16 protein-coding genes are annotated in these 21,363 nt (G+C 69.9%); 5 read left to right on the forward strand and 11 right to left on the reverse strand.

Translation table 11 applies throughout. From position 1 onward, the window contains the following. Window positions 1-144: 144 nt before the first annotated feature. Both AB0B97_RS00560 and AB0B97_RS00565 read left to right on the forward strand, forming a co-directional pair. Window positions 145-1,065 (forward strand): zinc-binding dehydrogenase, encoded by a 921-nt coding sequence (locus AB0B97_RS00560; protein WP_357489401.1) that lies wholly within the window; start codon window positions 145-147, stop codon window positions 1,063-1,065. A 32-nt stretch (window positions 1,066-1,097) separates the two neighbouring features. Next, window positions 1,098-1,886: an SDR family NAD(P)-dependent oxidoreductase gene (locus AB0B97_RS00565; protein ID WP_357489403.1), complete on the forward strand. Its 789-nt coding sequence runs from the start codon at window positions 1,098-1,100 to the stop codon at window positions 1,884-1,886. Window positions 1,887-1,951: 65 nt separating this feature from the next. On the opposite strand, the gene AB0B97_RS00570 is transcribed toward AB0B97_RS00565, so the two are convergent. From AB0B97_RS00570 to AB0B97_RS00605, 8 genes are all read right to left on the reverse strand, one after another. Then, on the reverse strand, window positions 1,952-2,248 hold the full coding sequence (locus AB0B97_RS00570) for an antibiotic biosynthesis monooxygenase family protein (protein WP_357489405.1): 297 nt from the start codon (window positions 2,246-2,248) through the stop codon (window positions 1,952-1,954). Beyond that, window positions 2,218-3,333: an alkene reductase gene (locus AB0B97_RS00575; protein ID WP_357489407.1), complete on the reverse strand. Its 1,116-nt coding sequence runs from the start codon at window positions 3,331-3,333 to the stop codon at window positions 2,218-2,220. Before AB0B97_RS00575 ends, AB0B97_RS00570 begins: the two co-directional genes overlap by 31 nt. Window positions 3,334-3,769: 436 nt before the next feature. After that, window positions 3,770-4,120 (reverse strand): recombinase family protein, encoded by a 351-nt coding sequence (locus tag AB0B97_RS00580; protein ID WP_357490577.1) that lies wholly within the window; start codon window positions 4,118-4,120, stop codon window positions 3,770-3,772. Between the two features lie 142 nt (window positions 4,121-4,262). Continuing rightward, window positions 4,263-5,855, reverse strand: a complete 1,593-nt coding sequence (locus tag AB0B97_RS00585) for a cellulase family glycosylhydrolase (protein WP_357489409.1) — start codon at window positions 5,853-5,855, stop codon at window positions 4,263-4,265. A gap of 181 nt (window positions 5,856-6,036) precedes the next feature. Then, the gene (locus AB0B97_RS00590) at window positions 6,037-6,291 is read right to left on the reverse strand and encodes a hypothetical protein (RefSeq protein ID WP_357489411.1); all 255 of its coding nucleotides are present in this window, start codon (window positions 6,289-6,291) and stop codon (window positions 6,037-6,039) included. A 6-nt stretch (window positions 6,292-6,297) separates the two neighbouring features. After that, on the reverse strand, window positions 6,298-6,519 hold the full coding sequence (locus AB0B97_RS00595; protein ID WP_357489413.1) for a hypothetical protein: 222 nt from the start codon (window positions 6,517-6,519) through the stop codon (window positions 6,298-6,300). Between the two features lie 161 nt (window positions 6,520-6,680). After that, the gene (gene mgtA / locus AB0B97_RS00600) at window positions 6,681-9,224 is read right to left on the reverse strand and encodes a magnesium-translocating P-type ATPase (protein WP_357489415.1); all 2,544 of its coding nucleotides are present in this window, start codon (window positions 9,222-9,224) and stop codon (window positions 6,681-6,683) included. A 40-nt stretch (window positions 9,225-9,264) separates the two neighbouring features. Beyond that, window positions 9,265-9,864: a DedA family protein gene (locus tag AB0B97_RS00605; RefSeq protein ID WP_357489417.1), complete on the reverse strand. Its 600-nt coding sequence runs from the start codon at window positions 9,862-9,864 to the stop codon at window positions 9,265-9,267. Window positions 9,865-10,048: 184 nt separating this feature from the next. On the opposite strand from AB0B97_RS00605, the gene AB0B97_RS00610 reads away from it, so the two are divergent. Next, complete coding sequence (locus AB0B97_RS00610) at window positions 10,049-12,388, forward strand: lysylphosphatidylglycerol synthase domain-containing protein (RefSeq protein WP_357489419.1); 2,340 nt, start codon at window positions 10,049-10,051, stop codon at window positions 12,386-12,388. Between the two features lie 42 nt (window positions 12,389-12,430). Here the strand turns inward: AB0B97_RS00610 and AB0B97_RS00615 are convergent, their stop codons facing one another. Then, on the reverse strand, window positions 12,431-14,362 hold the full coding sequence (locus tag AB0B97_RS00615; RefSeq protein ID WP_357489421.1) for a KUP/HAK/KT family potassium transporter: 1,932 nt from the start codon (window positions 14,360-14,362) through the stop codon (window positions 12,431-12,433). Between the two features lie 450 nt (window positions 14,363-14,812). Here AB0B97_RS00615 and AB0B97_RS00620 point away from each other — a divergent pair, with 450 nt between their 5' ends. After that, window positions 14,813-15,184, forward strand: coding sequence for a hypothetical protein (locus AB0B97_RS00620; protein WP_357489423.1), 372 nt, complete (start codon window positions 14,813-14,815; stop codon window positions 15,182-15,184). A gap of 594 nt (window positions 15,185-15,778) precedes the next feature. Here AB0B97_RS00620 and AB0B97_RS00625 read toward each other — a convergent pair. Together AB0B97_RS00625 and AB0B97_RS00630 are read right to left on the reverse strand one after the other, a co-directional pair. After that, window positions 15,779-17,254, reverse strand: a complete 1,476-nt coding sequence (locus AB0B97_RS00625) for a PepSY domain-containing protein (protein WP_357490579.1) — start codon at window positions 17,252-17,254, stop codon at window positions 15,779-15,781. 160 nt (window positions 17,255-17,414) lie between these two features. Beyond that, on the reverse strand, window positions 17,415-18,920 hold the full coding sequence (locus AB0B97_RS00630; protein ID WP_357489425.1) for a bifunctional copper resistance protein CopD/cytochrome c oxidase assembly protein: 1,506 nt from the start codon (window positions 18,918-18,920) through the stop codon (window positions 17,415-17,417). Between AB0B97_RS00630 and AB0B97_RS00635 the strand changes: the two genes are divergently transcribed. Beyond that, window positions 18,901-21,156 carry a hypothetical protein gene (locus AB0B97_RS00635; RefSeq protein WP_357489427.1) on the forward strand — a complete coding sequence of 752 codons (2,256 nt, stop codon included), beginning with the start codon at window positions 18,901-18,903 and terminating at the stop codon, window positions 21,154-21,156. The genes AB0B97_RS00630 and AB0B97_RS00635 overlap by 20 nt on opposite strands. The last annotated feature ends 207 nt before the right edge of the window (window positions 21,157-21,363 follow it).

Genomic DNA, 21,363 nt, shown 5'->3' on the forward strand with positions numbered 1-21,363 from the left:
CGATCGCCCTTTGTGTTCCCGGCTCATCCTGCCCGCGCCGATCCGAGCCTGGCAACGCGGTCAGCCGTGATGCCGGTCTCACGGGCCGTTCTCCACCGTGCCTCCAGAACCCGCCGGTACGAAGGGACCGAGAGGGAGGACCTTGTGAAGGCATTCGTTACGTCCGCGGACGTGTCCCACGGAATCCATCTGGAATCGCTGCCCGACCCGCGCCCCGCTCCCGGCGAAGCGCTGATCGAGGTCCGGGCCGTCGCGGTCAACCGGGCCGACCTGCTGCTCGCCGCCCGCCGCCCACCGGGAGCCCAGCTTGGTCTGGACGTCGCCGGCACGGTCGTCCAAGCGGCTGCGGACGGCACCGGCCCACCGCCCGGCACGCCCGTCGCCGGACTGGCGGCCTCGACCGGCTGGGCCCAGCTCTGCGCCGTTCGCACCGACCGCATCGCGGCACTGCCCGACGGTATCGAGCCGGCCATCGCGGCGGCGGTACCGGTAGCCGGCCTCACGGCGCTGTACGCCCTGCAGCGGGCCGGGTGGCTGCTCGGCCGCTCGGTGCTGGTAACCGGTGCCAGCGGTGGTGTCGGCGGATTCGTGGCGGACCTGGCCGCCGCAGCCGGAGCGGCGGCGCTGGGGTGGACCGGCACACCGGAACGAGGCCGGCACCTGATCGAGCGGGGCCATCGGATCCACGCGGGTTACGCGGCACCGCCCGACGAGACGGTCGATGTGGTGGTCGACAGCGTCGGCGGGACCGTCTTCCGCGACGCGTTCGTCAAACTGCGCGCTGGTGGCGTGGCGGTGGTCTTCGGCAACACCGTCCGGGCCGACCTGATCCTGCCACCGGACTGGGGGCACGCCCGCGCCGGCGTACGCCTGGAGCACCTCTTCCTGCTAGACGAGATCGAGCGCCGCCCAGCCGCCAAGGACCTGGCAACGCTGTTCGGCCTCGTCGCCGACGGCCGTCTACGACCGCACGTCGGGCTGCGCGCCGACTGGACGGACGCCGACTCAGCGATCGAGGCACTACTGGAGCGCCAGGTCACCGGTCGGGTCGTACTCGGCCTGTGACATCACCACCCCGAGAGAGGACAGACACCACGATGACGCAATCGACGAGCCACGGCGCCGCCCTGGTCACCGGCGGCACGAGCGGTATCGGCCTGGCCGTGGTCGAGACCCTGGCCGAGAGCGGCCGCCCGACCTTCTTCTGCGCCCGCGACGCCGAGCAGGTCGCCACGATCACCGACAAACTCCGCGGCCGTGGCCTGGACGTCGACGGCGCCGTGGCCGACGTCCGATCCACCGAAGACGTCAGCCGGCTCGTCGCCGCCGCCGTGGACCGATTCGGACCGATCACCGTACTGGTCAACAACGCCGGCCGATCCGGCGGCGGAGTCACGGCCGACCTCGACGACGCGCTCTGGGACGACGTGCTCGCCACCAACCTCACCGCCACCTTCCGGGTGACCCGCGAAGTGCTTCGAGCCGGTGGCATCCGGGAGCAGGGCTGGGGACGCATCATCAACGTCGCCTCCACCGCCGGCAAACAGGGCGTGGCGCTCGCCGCTCCGTACACCGCCGCCAAGCACGGCGTGGTCGGGTTCACCAAGGCGCTCGGGTTCGAACTGGCTGGTAGCGGGATCACCGTCAACGCGGTGTGCCCGGGCTATGTGGAGACGCCGATGGCCGTCCGGGTCCGTCAGGGATACGCCGCGCACTGGGGTGTGACCGAGGGCGCGGTGCTGGAACGTTTCCAGGCAAAGATCCCGCTCGGGCGCTACTCGACGCCCGAGGAGGTTGCCGGGCTCGTCGGTTACCTGGTCACCGACACGGCAGCCTCGATGACCGCCCAGGCGGTCAACGTTTGTGGTGGTCTGGGCAACTACTGATCGTCGACCGTCCGCACGCGGAGGCCGTCCGGGAAAGGTGCCCCGGACGGCCGCCGCGTGTGCTGTCAGTTGGTCGCGTCGTAACGCAGGACGGGCTCGGTCAGGTGCGGTTCACCCTTGATGATGCCGGTCAGCCGGTCCAGCCGACTGCGGAACTCCGGCTCCTGCAGCGCCTTGCGGAACGACTCCTCGTCGGTCCACTCGGCAATGTTGTAGTACGTCGACGGATCCTTCTGGGAACGGCTCAAGACGTAACTCACCAGCCCGGGGCGGGTCCGCATGTACTCGGCGACCTTGGCGTAGCGACTCTCCAGATCCTCCGCGGCACCGATCAGCGTGAGCTTGTTGACGAAAACGACCATGGCGTCGCCTCTCCTTGGGTGATGTCGGCGGTCGGGTAGTCGACGTAGCCCTGCCGGCCGCCCTGGTAGAAGGTCGTCGGGTCCGGCCGGTTCAGGCCCGTGCCGTCGGCCAGGCGGCGCGGCAGGTCGGGGTTCGCGAGGAACTGTTTGCCGAAGGAGACCGCGTCGAACCCGGCGGCCAGCGCGTCCGCCACGACGCTCGCGGTGGCGTCCGGATCGAGGTCACCCGTGCCCGGGTTCACGATGATCGGTCCGGCCCACCCCGCCCGAACCGCCCGGACCAGGGCGGGATCAGAGCCATGGACCAGGTGCAGGTACGCCGGATCGATTGGCCGAAGCGCGTCGAGCAGGGCCGGGTAGACGACCTCGGCATCAGGTTCGCTCATGTCGTTGAGGCCGAACCCGGGGGACAGCCGCAGTCCGACCCGGTCCGCGCCGATCGCGGCGGCGACCGCCTCCAGCAGCTCGACGGCGAACCGTACCCGGTGATGCGGGGGACCGCCGTAGCCGTCGGTGCGTCGATTCACCGTGGCGGAGAGGAACTGATGGACCAGGTACCCGTTGGCGCCGTGCAGCTCGACGCCCTCGAAGCCGGCCGCGATCGCCGCGCGGGCGCACCGGACGACGTCCTCGATCGCGTCCGCGATGTCGGCCGGCGACATCTCTCTGGGTACAGGGTATGGGCGCGGACCGTCGTACGTCCGAGCCATGCCGGCAGCGCCCACCGGAGAGGGGCCCAGCGGTTGGTGACCGTAGAGGCCGGGATGACCGATCCTGCCGGCGTGCATGATCTGCAGCACCATACGTCCGCCGGCTGCCTGCACGGCCGCGGACACCGCGGTCCAGGCCTCGGTGTCCGCGGCGGAGTGCCACTGCATCCCGTACGCGTGACCGGCCGCGCGTGGAGCCGGACTGGTGGCCTCGCTGACGATGAGGCCGGCCGCAGCACGCTGGGCGTAGTACTCGGCAACGTAGGGCAGTGGCGTCCCTCGCTGGTCGGCTCGCCCGCGGCCCATCGGCGCCATCACGATCCGGCTGGGTAGCCGCAGGCGACCCAGCTGAACCGGCTCGAAAAGTGTCGGCATACCCCGATGGTCACCAGGTCCGGTCGAGAACCCGTGGAGGCCTGCTGAAGGCGTGATCTGGGACAGCGGTCCCACGGGCAACGCCTGTCCAGCCTGCAGCCTGGTGACCTCCTCGGCGAACCCGAAGAGGTCACCTCCACGGCTGGGCTTGCGCGAGCTGGAGAGTTGCGCCGAGCGTCAACGTCGGTGGGGCAGTGGGTCGTGTTGCCCTCGGACACATCATTGGCACATATAGATCATGATCCGCGCTGGGTGCCCTGCGCGGATTTTTCTGTGATTGGCGTGCAGTGTTCCTGGTCGCAGACGATGGTGATCTTGCTGCTGCGCAGGAGCGTGACCAGGTCGTGTGCTCTGGATGGCGCTGGCGAGGCGGGGATGGTCGGCGAGTCTCGCGATGATGTGGTCTTCTCTGAGATAGAGGATCTTGCGCCGGTGATTAGAGGGCTGGTTGCGTGCTGGTGTGCCCGTGGCGGCATCGGTAGCCGGGGCGTTGATTGATCCACCGGGATTCCAATCGTCGTCCGCAGGGTCCGCAGCGCAGTAGACCGGTGAACAGGTAGCGGCGGGTGGTGCCGTCGTGGGCGCTCCGGTGGGAGCGGACGGCCTGGACGGCGACGAAGTCCTGCTCACTGACCAGCGCGGTGTGGGCCTGTTGCGTGGAGACCACCCAGTCCGCGGTCGGGTTCCGCCGGATGGGATCTCGCTGCGAGCGGCTGGCATCGGTGTGGTTGTGCGCGAATTGCCGGTTCCAGACCTGCCGGCCGGTGTAGCGAGGGTTGGCGAGGATCGCCGCGCGGTTCGCTCAAATTGATCAAGCCGCATATTTCTGACGATTCGCCGAACGCTGGGCCGCTGCGCTCGGCTGGCTGGCGACCCGCACGAGTCGGGCCGGGCGTCCGTGACGCCCGGCCCGTCGGCTCACGGCCTGCTCAGCTCGCGGCGCAGGACAACGACGGTACGCCGTTGGTGCCGCTCGACGAACCCAGGAAACCGAAGGTCGTGCTACCGCCGGCGCTCATCGAACCGTTGTAGCTGACGTTGCGGGCGGTGACCGTCGTGCCGCTGCTGGTCACCGTCGCGCTCCACGCCTGCGTCACCTGCTGCCCGTTCGCGAACGTCCAGGTTACCGTCCAACCGTTGATCGCCGAGCCACCGGCGGTCACCCGCACCTCGGCCTGGAAGCCGCCCTGCCACTGACCGGTCACCGAGTACGATGCCGAACAGGACCGCCCATTCGACGGCGGCGGAGTCGTCGGTGGCCGGGTGGTCGGCGGGGCGGTGGTTGGCGGGGCGGTGGTTGGCGGCGGCGTCGGGGTGGTGCCGCCCACGGCGCTGATGATGGCGTCGATGATGCCCTGCTGGGTGACGGTGACGCTGCTGCGGTTAAACAGCCCGAACCCGTACGCCCCGTTGTAGCCGTTGTCCCAGTAGGCGGTGGCCGCGCCGTACTTCTTGGCGGTGGACACCAGCGTGCGTGCGTAGTCCGCGCGGTACCTGTTGTTCGTTGAGTCGGCCGACATCTTGTCGACCGAACCGTACTCACCGACGAACACCGGGTATCCACGCGAGACGAAGGTGTCTCGCATCTTCTTGAGCTGCGCGTCCATGTGGTCCTGCTGTCCCCAGGTCGACTTCCGGGCCGGATTGGTGGCGGCCGGTCCCCACTGCGTGATGGTGCCGTTCTCCTCGCCGGCGAAGTCCCAGGGGTCGTAGTAGTGCACGGAAATCATGAGCCGCTGCTCGTCGGCGGGAACTGACGGCGATCGGTACTGGTCCGTCGGCAGCACGAAGCCGTAATTACCTGCGGTGTAGTCGATGTTGGTGTTCCAGCCGGCGACGAGCAGCCAACGCGAGGTGTTGTTCCCGCCGGTCCGCCGGACCGTGTCAACGAAGATCTGGTTGTACGCGTTGATGTTCGAGTAACACGGCTGGGTGGGATTGCCGTACTGCCCGTCGAACTCCTCGTTCATGGCCTCGAAGATGAGGCGCTCGCCGTAGCTCTGGAACCTGGTCGCGATCTGCTGCCAGACCTTCTGGTACTTGTCCCTGATCGTCGTCTGATTCGACGAGTCGCAGATCAACCACGAGCCGGTGACGGTCTTGAAGCCGTCACCGTGGATGTTGATCAGCACATACAGGCCGCGACCGTAGGCGTAGTCGACGATCTCCTGGATCCGATTCAGCCAGGCGGGGTTGATCGTGTAGTCCGGTGCCGACCCGATGTTTCCCAGGTAGGAGACCGGGATACGGATCGTCTTGAATCCCGCCGCCTTCACCCGATCGATGAACGCCTGCGTCACGACCGGGTTGCCCCATGCCGTCTCGCTGGGGATTCCGTTGATGTTGGCCTCCAGGGCGTTCCCCAGATTCCAGCCCGCCCCCATGTCGGCGACGAGCTGGGTGGCGTTCAATTGGGCCATGCTGTCGGCCGACGCGGAACCTGTCAGCATGGTCGCGGATGCGGCCAGCGCCAGTACGCCGGAGACCAGGGCAAGCTGAACCTTCCTGAGTATGGATTTCACCAGAATCTCCTGTCTTCGAGCCAACCGTCACGCTGGGTTGTCGAAGCGCTTCGACGATATTTCGATTGCCTCGTTGGCATTCGATGGGTCGCCAAAGGATAGATGGATATGGATCAATGGGCAAGGTTGCCGGCGGCGCGTCTGCCGCCCACCCTGCGATGATCTGGATTATCGAGATCCGTTAAGAGCGGGAGGCAGGCTTCCGGCCCGTCGAGAGCTTCCGGAGACCGGCCGGCTGGAGGAAGAGTTGCCGCCGGACCACCACATCGCCCCGGGCGTCCAACTCGTACCCCTCGATCCAGAGCCACCCGTCGTACGTGATTCGGTCGGCCAGGACGCGGATGAGCCGGAAGAGGAACGGGCGGGAGAATTGGACGCTTGCCGCCTGCGTGAAGTGGAGGAGGTCACCACTGTCGAACGGGGGGCGCGGCCCCACCACCCGTCACCAGGCCAGGGTTCGCGCTCGGGCCACCGCGAACCTTGGGCACCAGCCGTCCGGGTAGCGGCTGGCGGCGGCGTTGCGGCGCGAGCGAACTTCACGGGCGGCAGCTGGGCCGAGGGGGCGCCGGTGACCGAAGCTCTGCCTGGTGCCCTCGGCGACGGACAGGTCGAGATCCAACTGGGTCGCGACCTGCTGCTGGTACTCGGCCGCGGCGGGACGCATCTGCACGCCTAGGGCCAACTCCCGGGGGTGAACCGCAGCGTACGATCGTCTGCTTGGCGCCTGTCAACGACAGGCTCTGTTCCTTCGCGGCCCGGACCAGGTGCGCGGCGGCCTTTGCCCCGCCGACGGCTCGGGCCGCTTCCTACGTCCGGTCTGGTCTTTCAGTGCGACCCGGGCATCCGCCGTGTACCGGTCGGGTCGGGCGGGACGAGGTGTTTGGCGGTCTCGTTGGCGGCGACGTTGACGGCCGTGAGCGCGGCGAGGGTCGCCAGCACGACCGGTGGGAGTGGGGCGAGGCCGAGTGGCGCGGCGAGGGGGCTGAACGGCAGCGCGACGGTGACCGCGATGAGCAGCAGCCCGGTGCCGGCCAACGCCGCGGAGGGGCGGCTGCGCAGGACGCTCCGGTTGGAGCGCAGCACCAGCAGCACGATGATCTCGGTGGCGGTGAACTGGACGAACCAGGCGGCACGGAACACGTCGGTGGGCACGTGCCACCACCAGTGCAGGGCGACGAGCACGAGGAGGTCCACCGCGATGCTGATCGACCCATACACCAGCATGAACCCGCGGATGGTGCGGACGTCGACGGTGCGGGGGTGCTGGAGCTGCTCCGGGTCGGCGTGATCGGTGGAGAGGGTGATGTACGGGATGTCGGAGAGGAAGTTGAGTAGCAGGACCTGACGGGGCAGCAACGGCAGGAAGGGCAGCATGAGGGTGGCGATGCTCATGCTGACGACGTTGCCGAAGGACGCGCTGGTGTTGACCCGGATGTATTTCAGCGTGTTGGTGAACGTACGGCGACCAAGTTGGACGCCGTCGGCGATCACGTCGAGGTTCTTGTCGAGCAGCACGATCGCCGCGGCTTGTTTGGCGACGTCGACGGCGGTGTCGACGGAGATCCCGACGTCGGCGGTGTGCAGTGCGGGGGCGTCGTTGATGCCGTCGCCGAGAAACCCGACGACGTCGCCGCGGTGTCGTAGCGCGGTCAGGATCCGTTCCTTCTGCAACGGGTCCACCTCGGCGAAGACGTTGACGTCAGCGATCCGGTCCGCTAGCTGGTCGTCGGGAAAGGCGGCGAGGTCGGCGCCGACGAGCGGTTCGCCGCCGAGGCCGACTTCGGCGGCGACGTGTCGGGCCGCGTGCCGGTTGTCGCCGGTGACCAGGCGGACCGTGATGCCCATGTCGGCGAGCCGTCGGATCGCGGCGGCGGCGTCGCCGCGTGCCGGGTCCTGGAAGGCGAGCAGCCCGACGAGGGTCATCTCCCGTTCGTCGCTGACGGCGACGCTGGTGGCGCCGGGCATGGGCCGCACGGCGAGGCCGAGCACCCGGTTTCCCTGGTCGCTGAGCTCGGTGAACCGGTGCAGAACGCGGTCGCGCACCTCATCCAGCGGCACCACGCCGGCGGCGGTGCGTGCGGTGGTGCAGACGTCGAGCACCGCGTGCAGGGCACCCTTGGTGACCAGGATCGGCCCGCCGCCGTCGCGCACCAGCAGGGACAGGCGTTGGCGGGTGAAATCGTAGGGTGCCTCGGCGACGCGCGCCTGCGGATCGGCCGCCGGTTGCCCCGCCATGATCGCCGCGTCGATGGGGTTGGGGAACCCTCGTTGGAGGCCGGCGTTGAGCCGGGCGAACCGCGCCACCTCCGCGTTCGGTTCGCCGTCGACCGAGAGGCACCCGGTGAGGGTGATCGTGCCAGCGGTGAGGGTGCCGGTCTTGTCGGTCAGGAGCACGGTCATGGCGCCGAAGTCCTCGATGACATCGAGGCGTTTGACGATCACCCGATGCGCGGCCATCGCGCGGGCGCCGGCAGAGAGGCTGACCGCGACGATCGCCGGCAGCATCTGCGGGGTCAACCCGACGGCCAGGGCGAGGGAGAACAGCAGGGAGTCGATGACCGGGCGGTGCATCAGCAGGTTGGCGACGAAGATACCGACCAGCAGGACCACCATGATCCGTACGAGCAGCAGCCCGAAGCGGGTCAGCCCGCGCTGGAAGCCGGTGCTGGCCGGGCGGGCGGCGACCCGGCGGGACACCGCCCCGAAGGTGCTGTCGCGGCCGGTGCGCATCACCACCGCGCGGGCGGTGCCACTGGCCACGTGCGTGCCCATCCACAACGCGTTGCCGCGTGCGGTCAGCTCCGCTCCCGGCGGGGACGGGTCACTCGACTTCGCCGCCGGGAACGACTCTCCGGTGAGCACCGCCTGGTCGACCTGCAGACGTCCGGCCTCAACGATCCGGCAGTCCGCGGGGACGACGTTCCCGGCGCGCAGCACCACGAGGTCACCGACGACGACCTCCTCGACCGGTACGGACACCTCACGCCCGTCGCGGATCACCTCGGTGTTCACCCGCACCCGGGCCTGCAACGCGTCGACGGCCCGCCCGGCGGCGTGTTCCTGCCAGAAACCGAGGCCGCCGCTGGCGGCGACGATGACCAGGATGATCGCACCGTCGATCAGGTCCCCGACGGCCATCGACAGCACGGTCGCCGCGATCAGGATCAGGATGATCGGGCTGGTGAACTGCGACAGCAGGAGTCGCCACCCCCGCCTGGCGCCCGCATCGACCCGGTTGGGTCCGTGCTCACGCAGCAGGTCGGCGGCGCGTTCGCCGGTGAGGCCGGCTGCGGACGCCCCGACAGCGGCCATGGCCTCCGGCAGCGGGCCGGCCCAAAAGGCCGCGCGCTCACCCTCTGCTCGCCCCACTGCGCACTCCGCGGTCGCCGGCCACCCCCCGCGAGTGACGCTACCGATCCGCCCTACCGCGCGCGGACGATTGGCGGTGCCGCTCACCGGTCGACCGGTCAACGCCGCGCCGCCGCCACACCCGCAGCGCCACGACTGCGCTGACCAGGGCCAGCAGGGCCCACTCCCCGATGCCCAGTTCCCGCTCCAGATAGCGGTAGGAGGCCGCACCCACGTAGCCCAGCAGCGCCACGGCTGTCGCCCAGGCCAGCCCGCCGGTCAGGTTCGCCCGGAGGAAGACAGGCCACCGCATCCCACCGGCGCCTGCGATCAAGGGGACCACGGTCCGCAACACCGCCACCCAGCGTCCGGTGACCACCGCCCACGCGCCGCGGCGAGCGACCAGGCGGCGGGCCCGCGCGAGGTCGAGGCGCCGCCGCAGCACGCGCGGGGCGCGAGCGAGCACGCTTGGGCCGTACCGGCGGCCCAGGGCGTACCCGGCCTGGTCACCGAGGCATGCCCCGGCGGTCCCGGCGGCGACCACCGCCCACAGCGGCAGCGAACCACTGTGGGCCACCAGCCCGCCGAGCAGGATCGCCGTCTCGCCGGGCACGACCAACCCGAGCAGCGTCGAGGACTCCAGGGCCGGCAGGACGATCACCAGGGTCAGGACGAGGGATCGGCGGCAGCCCGACGAGCGTCTCCACCACCCTGTCCGCCACCCGCCGATTGTCGCCCTCGGCAGGTTGACCAGTGGCGAATAGCACCATCCGGTGCGTCGGCGATCCGTAGGGTTCGGGTCGACAGCAGGCATCTGCGCGGACTAGAGGGGTTGTCAAGGACCGGTGGCAGCGCGCACACATCGCCCGTCGCCCGCCCTACTGGTCAGCCTGGGCACCTCGGCCGGCCTGCTGGCGACGCTGAGCGCGGCCGTGCGCAGCCGCCGGGTACCGTCCTGGGAGCGGGACCTGTTCGCCCTACTCAACCACCTTCCCAGCGGGCTGACTCCGGTCCTGGTTCTGGTCATGCAGCTCGGCTCGTACCCAGCGGTGTTCGTCGCCGCCGCGGCAGCCGTCGTCGCGCGCCGGATCGGCACGGCGTGGAGCCTCCTGTTGGCCGGGAACCTGGCGTACTGGCTCGCGGTCGCCGCCAAGGCGGCGGTCGCCCGGCAGCGGCCCGCAGCGCTGCTCACCGACGTCCTCCTCCGAGAGACCATTACCGGGCGGTACGGATACCCGTCGGGACACGTCGCGGTCGCCACCGCCCTGGCGCTCGTCGCCGCGCGGACCGGCGGCCCCCGTTGGCGCCACGCGGCCTGGACGGTGATCGCGCTGGTCGCCGTCGCACGGATTCATGTCGGCGCGCACCTGCCGGTCGACGTGGTCGGCGGCTTCCTCGTCGGCTGGCTCGCGGTGTGTCTGACCCGGCTCCTGGTCGGCGAGGTCGGGCCGCAGCGGTCGGTGCCCGCGCTACGGGCGGCGTTGCGGCGGCGCGGATTCGAGGTGGCACGTTTGGCGCCGATCCACGGCGACGCCCGTGGTTCGCAGCCGTGGCAGGCGGTCACCACCGACGGGCGGCGGCTGTTCGTCAAGGTGACCGGCGGCGAGCAACGGGACGCGGACTGGGTCTACAAGCTCTACCGGCGGATGCGCTACCGCCACGTGGCCGACGCGCCGCCCTACCTGAGCGCTCGCCAGCAGAGCGAACACGAAACCTGTCTGACCCTGCTGGCCGAGCGCGCCGGCGTCCGGATGCCGGCCGTTGTCACGACCGCCGCCATGTCCGGCGGCGACGCCGTCCTGGTGCAGGATTTCATCGACGCCGAACCGCTGCACGCCGTCGTCGGGCCGGTCCCGCTCGCCGCCGTACGCGACGCCTGGGAACAGGTGGCGCGCCTGCACCGGGCGGGCATCGCACACCGCGATCTGCGCGCCGCGAACGTGCTCGTCGGCCGGGATCGCACCCACCTGGTGGACCTGGGCTTCGGCGCCGACGACGCCTCGGCCGAGCAGCGGGCCCGCGACGTCGTCGAGCTGATGGTCGCCCTGTCCACCCGGGTCGACCCGGCCAGCGTGGTCGCCGCCGCGGCCGACCGCCTGGGCGTCGCGTCGGTCGCGGACGGCCTGCCGTACCTGCAACCTGCGGTGCTGTCCCGCGCCGGCCGGGCTGCCCTGCGCGGCCGGCCAGACATGCTGACCTGCCTACGTCAGGAGATCCTGCGGCGCAGCTCCGGCCGTGACCGCCCGGCGGCAAAGGTGGTCCGGATCAGCCGCCGCACGGTCCTGGAAGTGCTGGTCCTGGGGTTGATCGTGCACCTGCTGCTTCCCCAGATCGGCGAAATCCGCACCGCCGTGCGTCTGATTGTGCACGCCAACCCGGTCGCGGTCGCCGCGACGCTGCTCGGCTCCGCCTTGACCTACCTGCTCAGCGGCGTCGTGCTCCGGCTGGCCGCAGCCGACCGGGTCCCGCTGGGCGAGGCCACCCTGGTTCAGGTCGCCGCGTCGTTCGCCAACCGGCTGGCTCCCGGTAGCCTCGGCGGCGCCGCCCTCAGTCTGCGGTACCTGCATCAGAAGGGACTCGCCGCCGCCGACGCGGGCACCGCCGTGGCCGTCTCCCGCGCCGCTGGCGTGTTCTCGGTGGTCCTGCTCCTGCCGGTGCTGCTGCCGTTCGCCCGACAGCCGGCCCGTATCCTCACCCACGATGCGACCAGGGCGTTGCCGCTGCTGCTGGGCGCCCTGGCCGTGCTGCTGGTCCTCGCCGCGGTGCTCGCCGTACCCCGGATCCGCCGGCGCGGACGCTCGATGGCCAGCCAGATCGTGACCGCGTTGCGCGAACTGCGTCACCAGCACGGGCTGCGGTGGCTCGTCGCCGCGTCGACGGCGCTCACCCTCACGTACGGCCTCTGTCTCTACTTCGGGCTGCTCGCTACCGGGCCAGTCCCGCTGGTGCACCTGCCGCCGGTGATCCTGGTCTGTGTCGTCGGCGAGGGCGTCGCATCCGCCGCGCCCACCCCCGGCGGGCTCGGCGCCACCGAAGCCGCGCTTGTCTCCGGTCTGCTGCTCTACGGGCTGCCGCTGGACACCGCCGTCGCGGGCACCCTGATCTACCGCCTCGCGACGTTCTGGCTCCCGGTACCCCCGGGTTACCTGGCCTTCCGGGTCCTGACCCGCGGCCGGCTGCTGTGAACTTCTTGGTCGGGCCCTTTGCCACTGCGCGGCCCTGGGTCTTCAGACCTCGATCTGGGAGCCGATCGTGACGGTGCGGTCCGGGGGCAGCGCGAAGTGGCCGGTCGCATCGCTGGCGGCGTGAGAGGTGGCGACGAACAGCCGCTTACGCCAGCGCGCCATCGTCGGCGTGGGCCCGGCCACCACGTCGACCGGCGAGAGGAAATAGGAGGCCTCGTCCACCTGGGCGGGGCCTTCCGTCTGGCCTGTCCCGAGCAGTCGCAGGGCCTCCGGCACGTCCGGGGTCTGCAGGTAACCGAAGCGGGCGGTGACGTGGATGATGCCGTCCTCGGCGTAGCCCAGGTCGTCGACCTCGACGCGGTGCGCCGTGGACACCTGCGGCACGGGCACGGTCTGCACCGACATGATGACGACGTGGCGGTGCAGCACGTGGTTGTGCCGCACGTTCGCCCGCATCGCCAGCGGCGTCGTGTCCTTGCCGCGGCTGAGGAAGATCGACGTGCCGGACACCCGGGTGTGCGGGAGCCGGCCGCTGTGCAGGTCGTCGATGAAGGCACGCAGGGGCCCTTCGAGGTGCCGGCGCTTGCGGGCCACGATCTCGCGGCCCCGCTGCCAGGTGCTCATCACGGTGAAGGCTGCCACTCCGATGAGCAGCGGCAACCACGCCCCGTGCACGAGCTTGGTGAGATTCGCCGACAGGAACAGCACGTCGACGGTCAGGAGGACGACGGCGCCCGGCGCGATCAACCACAGCGGCGTGTGCCAGCGGGCGCGGGCGAGGTAGAAGAACAGCACGGTCGTGATCGTGATGGTGGTGATGACGGCCATCCCGAAGGCGTACGCCAGAGCTGTCGAGCTGCCGAAGGCGACCACCAGGGTGAGGACAGCGATCAGCAGCAGCCAGTTGATCGCCGGCACGTAGATCTGGCCGATGGTCGATGCGGAGGTGTGGGCGATGCGCAGGCGTGGCAGGTAGCCGAGCCGGGCGGCCTGCGCGGCGACGGAGAACGCGCCGGTGATCACTGCCTGGGAGGCGATGACCGTGGCCGCGGTCGCCAGCACGACCAGCGGTAGCCGCGCCCAGCCTGGTGCGAGCAGGAAGAAGGGACTTCCCACACTCGCCGGGTTGGCGAGGATCAGAGCGCCCTGCCCGAAGTAGCTGACTGTGCAGGCGGGGAGTACCAGGGACAGCCAGCCACGGGTGATGACCCGCCGGCCGAAGTGCCCCATGTCCGCGTAGAGGGCCTCGGCGCCGGTGACGGCGAGCACGACAGCGGCCAGGGCGAAGAAGGCGATGCGGAAGTGCCCGGCGAGGAAGCCGACCGCGTAGGTGGGCGACAGGGCTGCGAGGATCTCCGGCTGCCGGGCGATGCCGGTCGCTCCGCACAGACCGATGGCCACGAACCACGCGATCATGACCGGTCCGAACAGACGCCCCACGGCGGCGGTGCCTCGGCGCTGCAGCGTGAACAGCAGCACGATGATCACCACCGTGATGGGTACGACCAGACTCGCCGTCGACGGCTGAAGGACTTTGAGCCCTTCCACCGCGGACAGTACGGAAATCGCGGGTGTGATCACGCTGTCGCCGAAGAACAGCGCCGCGCCGAAGACTCCGGCCGTCGCGAGTGCCGCCCCGACGCGCCCCGCGCTGCCCGTACTGCGGCGACGCAACAGGGTGATCAGCGCCATGATGCCGCCCTCACCCTCGTTGCTCAACCGCATCGCGAGAGTGACATAGGTCAGCGTGACGATCAGCATGACCGACCAGAAGATCAGCGAGACGACACCGAACACGTTGTCCCGGCTGACCGGAACCGGGTGCGGGTCGGCCGGGTTGAAGACGGTCTGCATCGTGTAGATCGGGCTGGTGCCGATGTCGCCGAACACGATGCCGAGAGCCGCGACGACGAGCGTGGCGCGGACAACCTCACGACCACCCGCGCCCGTCCCAGCCGCCGAAACATCAGGCACCCGAGTCCCCTCCACCCGTACTGCACGTACACCTGCGGCGACCTGGTATCCGCACTGCACGTGATCGACGACTCGGGCACCCGGACGAACGACACCCGCCGACCTGGTGACAGGAATAGGTCCCGACCGAATGGACCCTAACTACGCCGTGGAGGCCACCGAGCCGATCCCGCAGGAATCACCCGGCAGCGGCCTCCTCGGCCCGCACCTGGCCTCCCGTCAGCGCGGTCGCCGTTATGGCCGCGTCAAAAAGCGGGCCGTGGCCGTCGCGGCTGCGTGAATTCGTCGATGGTGGGCAGCGGATCGGGGTTGGTATGGGCGTCGAGGGTTCGAGAGGCGAGCCCTCGACGTCGCAGGAGGCGCGTGGTGACTGCCGATCCGGGACCATCGACCCCGGCAACCTGTGCACGGACACCGACCGGCGTCAGTGTCGCCGGGGGATGGGCGTTGATGATCGCCGCAGCTCTGCTGGCCGCGGCGGCGTTCCCAGCGGCCGAACTGCCGGGACGGGCGTTCATCATGGCCATCGCCGCCGGCGGCTTCGCGGTGGTAACGGCCGACCTGCGGGCGGTGGCCGTGGTGACCGGGCTCGGGATGGCGACCTTCGTCGGGTTCCTGGCCAACCGGTTCGGTGACCTGACCGGCGCCGCCGACGGCTGGTCGTACACCGCGGTGATTGTCTTTGCCAGCGTGCTCGGTGTCGGCTACCGCTTCATGCGGTCGGTGCCGCTGACTACCGCCCGTGCGGACGGCACCGTTACGCCCAGCCCACGGCCGCCGCACCCTGCCGTCCCGGTCGGATACGATCCGCCATTCGGCTGACCTTGCGAACACCACCGCGCGGCGGTGAGGCCGGTGCTGTGCTCGGTGACGCCGTCGTGTCGATCCGCGACCGGGCGCAGTCGGCCTTGCAGAGCTCTGGCCGGTGCCGTACGCGGTGACCGGAGACGTCGCCCTCCTTGTCGACAACCAGGACGCGTTCGACACCGCGCTGCGGCCCGCTCCTCATCATCTACCGCCGCCGCACCTTGCGAGAACCTGCTCGCCCCTGGGACCGAACGGCGCTGGGAAGACCACCACGATCCGGCTGCTGCTGGACTTCCTGCGTCGCAGGCTTGGACATGCGACTGTGGTGGGGGCTCGACCCGCGCAAGGACAAGGCCGCACTGCACCGTCAGATCGGCTATCTGCCCGGCGAGTTATGGCGGAGCAGGCCCCGCACTGCTGCTTTCGCGTTGGTTCGGCACGGCCGACAAGACAGGTGCGGCCGGCCCGCCATGGCTGCGAGCCGGCCGTACCGTCGCGATGTCGGCTTCGGCAACCCTGCCTGAGTCTGGTCAGACAGTGCGGGTCCGGGTGTTGGTCAGCCGGTCGGCGCACCTGCGACGAAAGCGATCGGTCGAACCTGTCAGTGCGTCAGCTGCCGGCTGGCGCGGGGGAGGTGGGGACGGCGGCGGGACGCCGCCGTCGCGACACGACGCCCACCACGGCGTCGATGACGAGGAACGCCAGCAGGGTGAGTCCGAACAGCGGCAGCGCCCAACCGATCGCCGCGATCACCGGCACGCCGACCAGCAGGACCCACAACGGCAGACCGCGTACGCCACCGCGGGCCGGTGGGGTGCCGGCGAAGGCGCAGCGGTCGGCGCGGGTGGGTCGGCGCTGCCACCACATCCGGTAGCCCCAGACGATGACGCAGAGCAGCCCGAGGGCGAGGGCGGCGAGCAGGATCTGGTTGATCGGGCCGAACAGGATACCCATGTGGGCCTGGATGCCGAGGGCGCTCAGTTGCGCCAGCAGAGGCCAGTCGGCGAAGTCGCTGCGGGCGGTGATCGTACCGGTGGCGGGGTCGACGGCGACGCGGTCCTTGGCGACGGACCAGGTGTTGTCGACCTGCGTGACGGTCCAGGCCGAGCCCGGCTCCGCCGCCGGGGCGATCTCGACCGGGCCGGAGAGACCGGCGGCGCGGGCGGCTGTCGAGACCTGGTCGAAGGTTGCCGACACGACGAGACCGCCTGCTCCGCTTGCGCCGTGCTCGTGGCCGCCGCCGGTCTCGGCGGGGGCGGCGGGATCGGCGGTGAGGCTGGTGGACATCTCCGGGGCGCGTGCACTGAGCGCGTCGAGGCCGGCTCCGAAGTTCGCTCCGGCGTGGCGGGACCAGGTCAGCCCGGTGGCGGAGAGGAAGAGCAGGCCGACGGTGAGCCAGATGCCGGTGGTGGCGTGCCAACCCCGGGTGCGACGGACGCCCTTGCCGGCGGACAGGTCCGGCACGAGCAGGTGTCGGGCGGTGGCCCGGTTGGCGCTGCGCCGGCGCCACCACAGGATGACCCCGCCGAGCACGATGACCCAGAGCCAACTCGCGGCGAGTTCGGAGTAGTGCCGGCCCACCACGCCCAGGTGCAGGTTGCGGTGCAGGTCGTCCAGCCAGGTGGTGGCCGGTGTGGAGCCGAACCAGGTGGTCAGTTGGCCCTTGACCTGCGCGGTGTACGGATCGACGTAGACGGTGTGCTGCTTCTCGCCGAGTTCCGGCAGGGAGAACGTGACCCGGGTGCTCTGGTCGCCGTCGCCGGGCTGCACGGTGGCGATGCCGCCGTCGGGGTGCGCGTTGCGCGCGGCGCCGATCTGGTCGGCCAGCGGCAGCGGACGATCACCCACCTGGGCGACGGTCAGTTGGTCGCCGTAGAGGATGGCGTCCAGTTGTGGGGTGGTGGTGTAGGCCAGCCCCGTGAGTGCGGCGACCACCAGGAACGGTGCGACGAGGATGCCGGCGTAGAAGTGCAGCCGGAGTAGCAACGCGCCGAACGGGGACGTGCGCCGGGCCGGTCGGGCCGGTGTGTCGGCCGCTGTGGTGGGTTCCGGCGTCGGTGCGCCGGACAACTCGGTGAGAGACATAGTCATCCGATCGGAATTAGCGAGAAGCACCCAGGGGGTGTTCCTCCTGCTGGCATGGTCGCCCGGTGGTTCGTCGCGTCAGCTCCGGCCCAGTGAGGTAGTCGGCCAGATGGCCCCGGCGGTTCCCGGGAATGTGGCGTACGAGGATGGCTGCCGGGGGTCAGTGCCGGTCGGGCCCGGACGTGCTGCGTGGGTCGGACTCCGCACGCCCCGCCGCGGCGAGGAACGCGTTGTAGCGGGCGAGGTCGTCCTCCTCGCCGGTGGCTTCCGCCCGGTCGGCTGCCCGGTCCAGGCGGGCCTGTTCACGCTGGTCAGCGCGAATCCACTGCCGAATCAGAACGATCATGACAACGACGGCGGGAAGCTCGCCGAACGCCCAGGCGATGCCGGCGCCGAGCTTCTGGTCCGCCAGCAGCGACGACGCCCAGGTGGGGTGCACGGCGGTGTACCAGTCGGGGGCGATGACGGTGGTGGTCTGCATGAGGACCAGGCCGAAGAAGCCGTGCGCCATCATGGACGCCAGGTGGATGATCACCAGTAGCGGGTGGGGAAGGCGTCGGCGGCCTGGGTCGACACCGACGAGCACCCAGAACAGCAGGTAGCCGGCGACCACGAAGTGGGTGAGCATCGCCAGGTGGCCGAGGTGGGAGCGCATCAGCACCCCGAGCAGGTCACTGAGGTACAGACCGAACAGGCTGGCCGTGTAGATGCCGAGCGCGACGAGCGGGTGCGTGAGCAGTTTCGTGACGCGGCTGTGCACCGCGATCAGCAGCCACTCCCGGGCGCCGCGTACCTGCGGGTCGGTTGGTCGGCGCAGGGCGCGCAGGGCCAGGGTGACAGGTGCGCCGCCGACCAGCAGGATCGGCACCAGCATCGACAGCACCATGTGCTGGGCCATGTGGGCGCTGAACAACACGTACGCGTAGCGGGCGACGCCCAGGTTGGTGGTCGCGGCGAGCACCAGCATCCCGCCCACCCAGCTCGCCGTTCGGGCGACAGGCCAGCGGTGCCCTGCGACGCGCATCCGACGCACGCCGGCCAGGTACCCGCCGATGCCGAGGGCGCAGAGGGTCAGGAAGAACATGTCCGGCAGCGGTTGCCCGAGCAGGTTGCCCGCAGTGGGTGCGGCGGGCATCGGGAAGCCGAGCAGTTCGGTGATCGGGTCGGCGTCGATGCCGGAGTCGGGAATGGGGGTGGGGCTGCGCGACAGCGCCACGGCCAACCCCACGGTGGCGGCGAAGACGACCAACTCCCCGGCGGCCAGCCGGCCGAACGCACCGGGCCGCCCGGCACGCAGTGCCGGCAGGGTACGCAAGCGGTGGGCCGCACCGAGCGCGCCGAGGATCAGCAGGGCGACGAGCTTGCCGAGGACCAGCCAGCCATAGCGGGACTGCCAGAGCTGGTCGACAGCGCCGAGGCGGACGGCGGCGTTGGCCAGCCCACTGACCGCCACGGCGACGAAGCAGCCCAGGGCGAGGCGGCTGTACCGAGCGGCGGCGTCGGCCAGCAGGCGGCTGCGCCGCACCATCAGCAGGGCGACGAGCCCACCGACCCAGGTCGCGGCGGCGAGAACGTGCAGGGCCAGGCTGGTGACCGCGATCTGGTGGTTACCGGCCCCGGCGGAGTGGCGAGGTCTGCTCCTCAGCGTGGGCAGTGCTGACGGCAAGGCCGGACGCGTGTCGGTCGAGGTCAACTACAGCACGTTCCGCACCGCGTACGGCGCGGACTACGCCTCCCGGCTACGTCTCGTTCAGCTTCCGGCCTGCGCGCTCACCACACCGGATCGGGCGGCGTGCCAGCAATCGACGGTGCTGCCGACCCGCAACAACGGAGCGGCCTCGACCCTGGTCGCCGAGGTGAACGTCGCTCGTGCGGCGACGGTACTCGCGGCGACTGCGGCGGCGTCCGGCCCCGGCGGTAGTTACGGAGCAACCAGCCTCAGCGCCACGGGTTCCTGGTCCGCCGGCGGCTCGGCGGGCGACTTCTCGTGGTCGTACCCGATGGATCTGCCGGCGTCGCTCGGCGGCCCGACGCCCTCGATCGGGCTGGGCTACTCGTCGAGCAGCGTCGACGGTCGGATGGTCTCGACCAACAACCAGGCCACCTGGGTGGGCGACGGCTGGGACTACTGGCCCGGCTACGTCGAGCGCCGGTACAAGTCCTGCGCCGACGACATGGGCTCCGGAGCGCTGAATACCGAGAAGACCGGCGACCTGTGCTGGGCCTCGAACAACGTCACGTTGTCGTTGAACGGACGGACCACCGAACTGGTTCGGGACGACGACACGGGCGTCTGGCGGACGGCCGAGGACGACGGCTCGCGGATCGAATCGTTGACGGGCGCCAGCAACGGCGACAACAACGGTGAGTACTGGCGGGTGACGACTACCGACGGCACCCAGTACTACTTCGGTCGTAATCGGTTGCCGAATTGGTCCACCAACGCCCCGGAGACGAAGTCGACGTGGACCGTTCCGGTCTTCGGCAACAACCCTGGTGAGCCGTGCGACGCCAGCACGTTCGACGCCGCGTGGTGTCAGCAGGGTTGGCGATGGAACCTCGACCACGTCGTAGATCCGCACGACAACTCCATGGCGTACTACTACAAGCCGGAAAGCAACTACTACGGCCGCAACATCAAGACCAATGGCGTTCAGTACGAGCGCGGCGGCTACCTCGACCGGATCGAGTACGGCCAGCGCAACGGCCAGGAGTACGCCAAGGCCGCCCCCGCGAAGATTGTCTTCGGCGTCGACGAGCGGTGTCTACCGAACGCTAGTTTCGATTGCGCCGAGGCGAAGTTCAACGTCAGCAACGGCAGTCACTGGCCCGATGTGCCGGCCGACCAGAACTGCAACGCCGGCGAGGCCTGCACCGACCGCTTCTCACCCACCTTCTGGACCCGGAAGCGGCTGACATCCATCACCACCCAGATCCGGGTTGGCAGCTCGTACAGCGACGTCGACACCTGGACGCTCAGTCACGAGTTCCCGGACACCGCCGACGGTACGACGCCTTCCCTGTGGCTCGCGTCGATCACCCGTACCGGCAAGGTCGGTGGCAGCAAGAGCATGCCCGCAGTGCAGTTCACCGGCCAGACCATGCCCAACCGGGTCGATGGCCTGGAGGGCGTACCGGCGATCACCCGGCAGCGCATGGTGAGGATCGACACCGAGACCGGGTCGACCATCGGTATCGGCTACCTGCCTCGCGAGTGCAGCCGATTCGAGCCGATCGTCCTGCCGGCGCCGAACGAGACGAACACCAAGCGCTGTTATCCCGTCTACTGGCAGCCGGAAGGCGAGACCAAGCCAGTGCTCGACTGGTTCCACAAGTATGTGGTGAACCAGGTCGTCGAGCAGGATCGCAAGGGCGGTCAGCTGCCCAAGGAGACCAACTACCAGTTCTCCGGACCAGCCTGGGGCTACGACGACAGCGAGTTCACCAAGTCCGATCAGCGCACGTGGGGTCAGTGGCGCGGCTACGCCAAGGTGCAGACGCGGGTTGGCAAGGCACCGGACCCGATTTCGCTGACCGAGACGCGCTACTTCCAGGGTCTGCACGGCGACAAGACGTCGACCGGTACCCGGGACGCGCAGGTCGTCGACTCGGAAGGCGGTCAGATCAACGACCTACCCGAGTTCCAGGGCATGATCCGGGAAGCGCTGTACTACTCCGCCGACGGAGGTGTCCTCGAATCCGCGACGTTGAGCACCCCGTGGCGTAGCGCGGCCACCGCCACCCGGGCTCGCAGCGGCACCAGTGCGCTGAAGTCGTACGTCACCCAGACGACGAAGGTGCAGTCCCGGTCGAAGATGGCCGACGGGTCGTGGCGGCGTACCGAGGTGCAGAACAGCTTCGACGAGTACGGGATCCCGACGCAGACCAACGACCTGGGTTGATGTCTCTCGTAGCGACGACAACAGTTGCACCCGGCACGAGTACGCGCGCAACACCAGTGACTGGCTGCTGTCCAAGGTGAAGCGGACCGAGAAGGTGGCGGTGGCGTGCACCACCACCCCGTCTCGGCCGGCCGACGTGGTGTCCGAGACCCGGATGTACTACGACGGCTCCACCACCTTCGGTCAGGCCCCGACCAAGGGTGATGT

It is taken from the genome of Micromonospora sp. NPDC049004 (genome assembly GCF_040649315.1).
In the GTDB taxonomy this organism is placed as follows: Bacteria; Actinomycetota; Actinomycetes; order Mycobacteriales; family Micromonosporaceae; genus Micromonospora.

What these genes read in the sequence shown, in the direction of transcription:
- AB0B97_RS00620 (WP_357489423.1), top strand. Translation starts at nt 14,813, where the DNA reads ATGATCGCCGCAGCTCTGCTGGCCGCGGCGGCGTTCCCAGCGGCCGAA.
- AB0B97_RS00575 (WP_357489407.1), bottom strand. Translation starts at nt 3,333, where the DNA reads ATGCCGACACTTTTCGAGCCGGTTCAGCTGGGTCGCCTGCGGCTACCC.
- AB0B97_RS00565 (WP_357489403.1), top strand. Translation starts at nt 1,098, where the DNA reads ATGACGCAATCGACGAGCCACGGCGCCGCCCTGGTCACCGGCGGCACG.
- AB0B97_RS00595 (WP_357489413.1), bottom strand. Translation starts at nt 6,519, where the DNA reads ATGCGTCCCGCCGCGGCCGAGTACCAGCAGCAGGTCGCGACCCAGTTG.
- AB0B97_RS00625 (WP_357490579.1), bottom strand. Translation starts at nt 17,254, where the DNA reads ATGTCTCTCACCGAGTTGTCCGGCGCACCGACGCCGGAACCCACCACA.
- AB0B97_RS00570 (WP_357489405.1), bottom strand. Translation starts at nt 2,248, where the DNA reads ATGGTCGTTTTCGTCAACAAGCTCACGCTGATCGGTGCCGCGGAGGAT.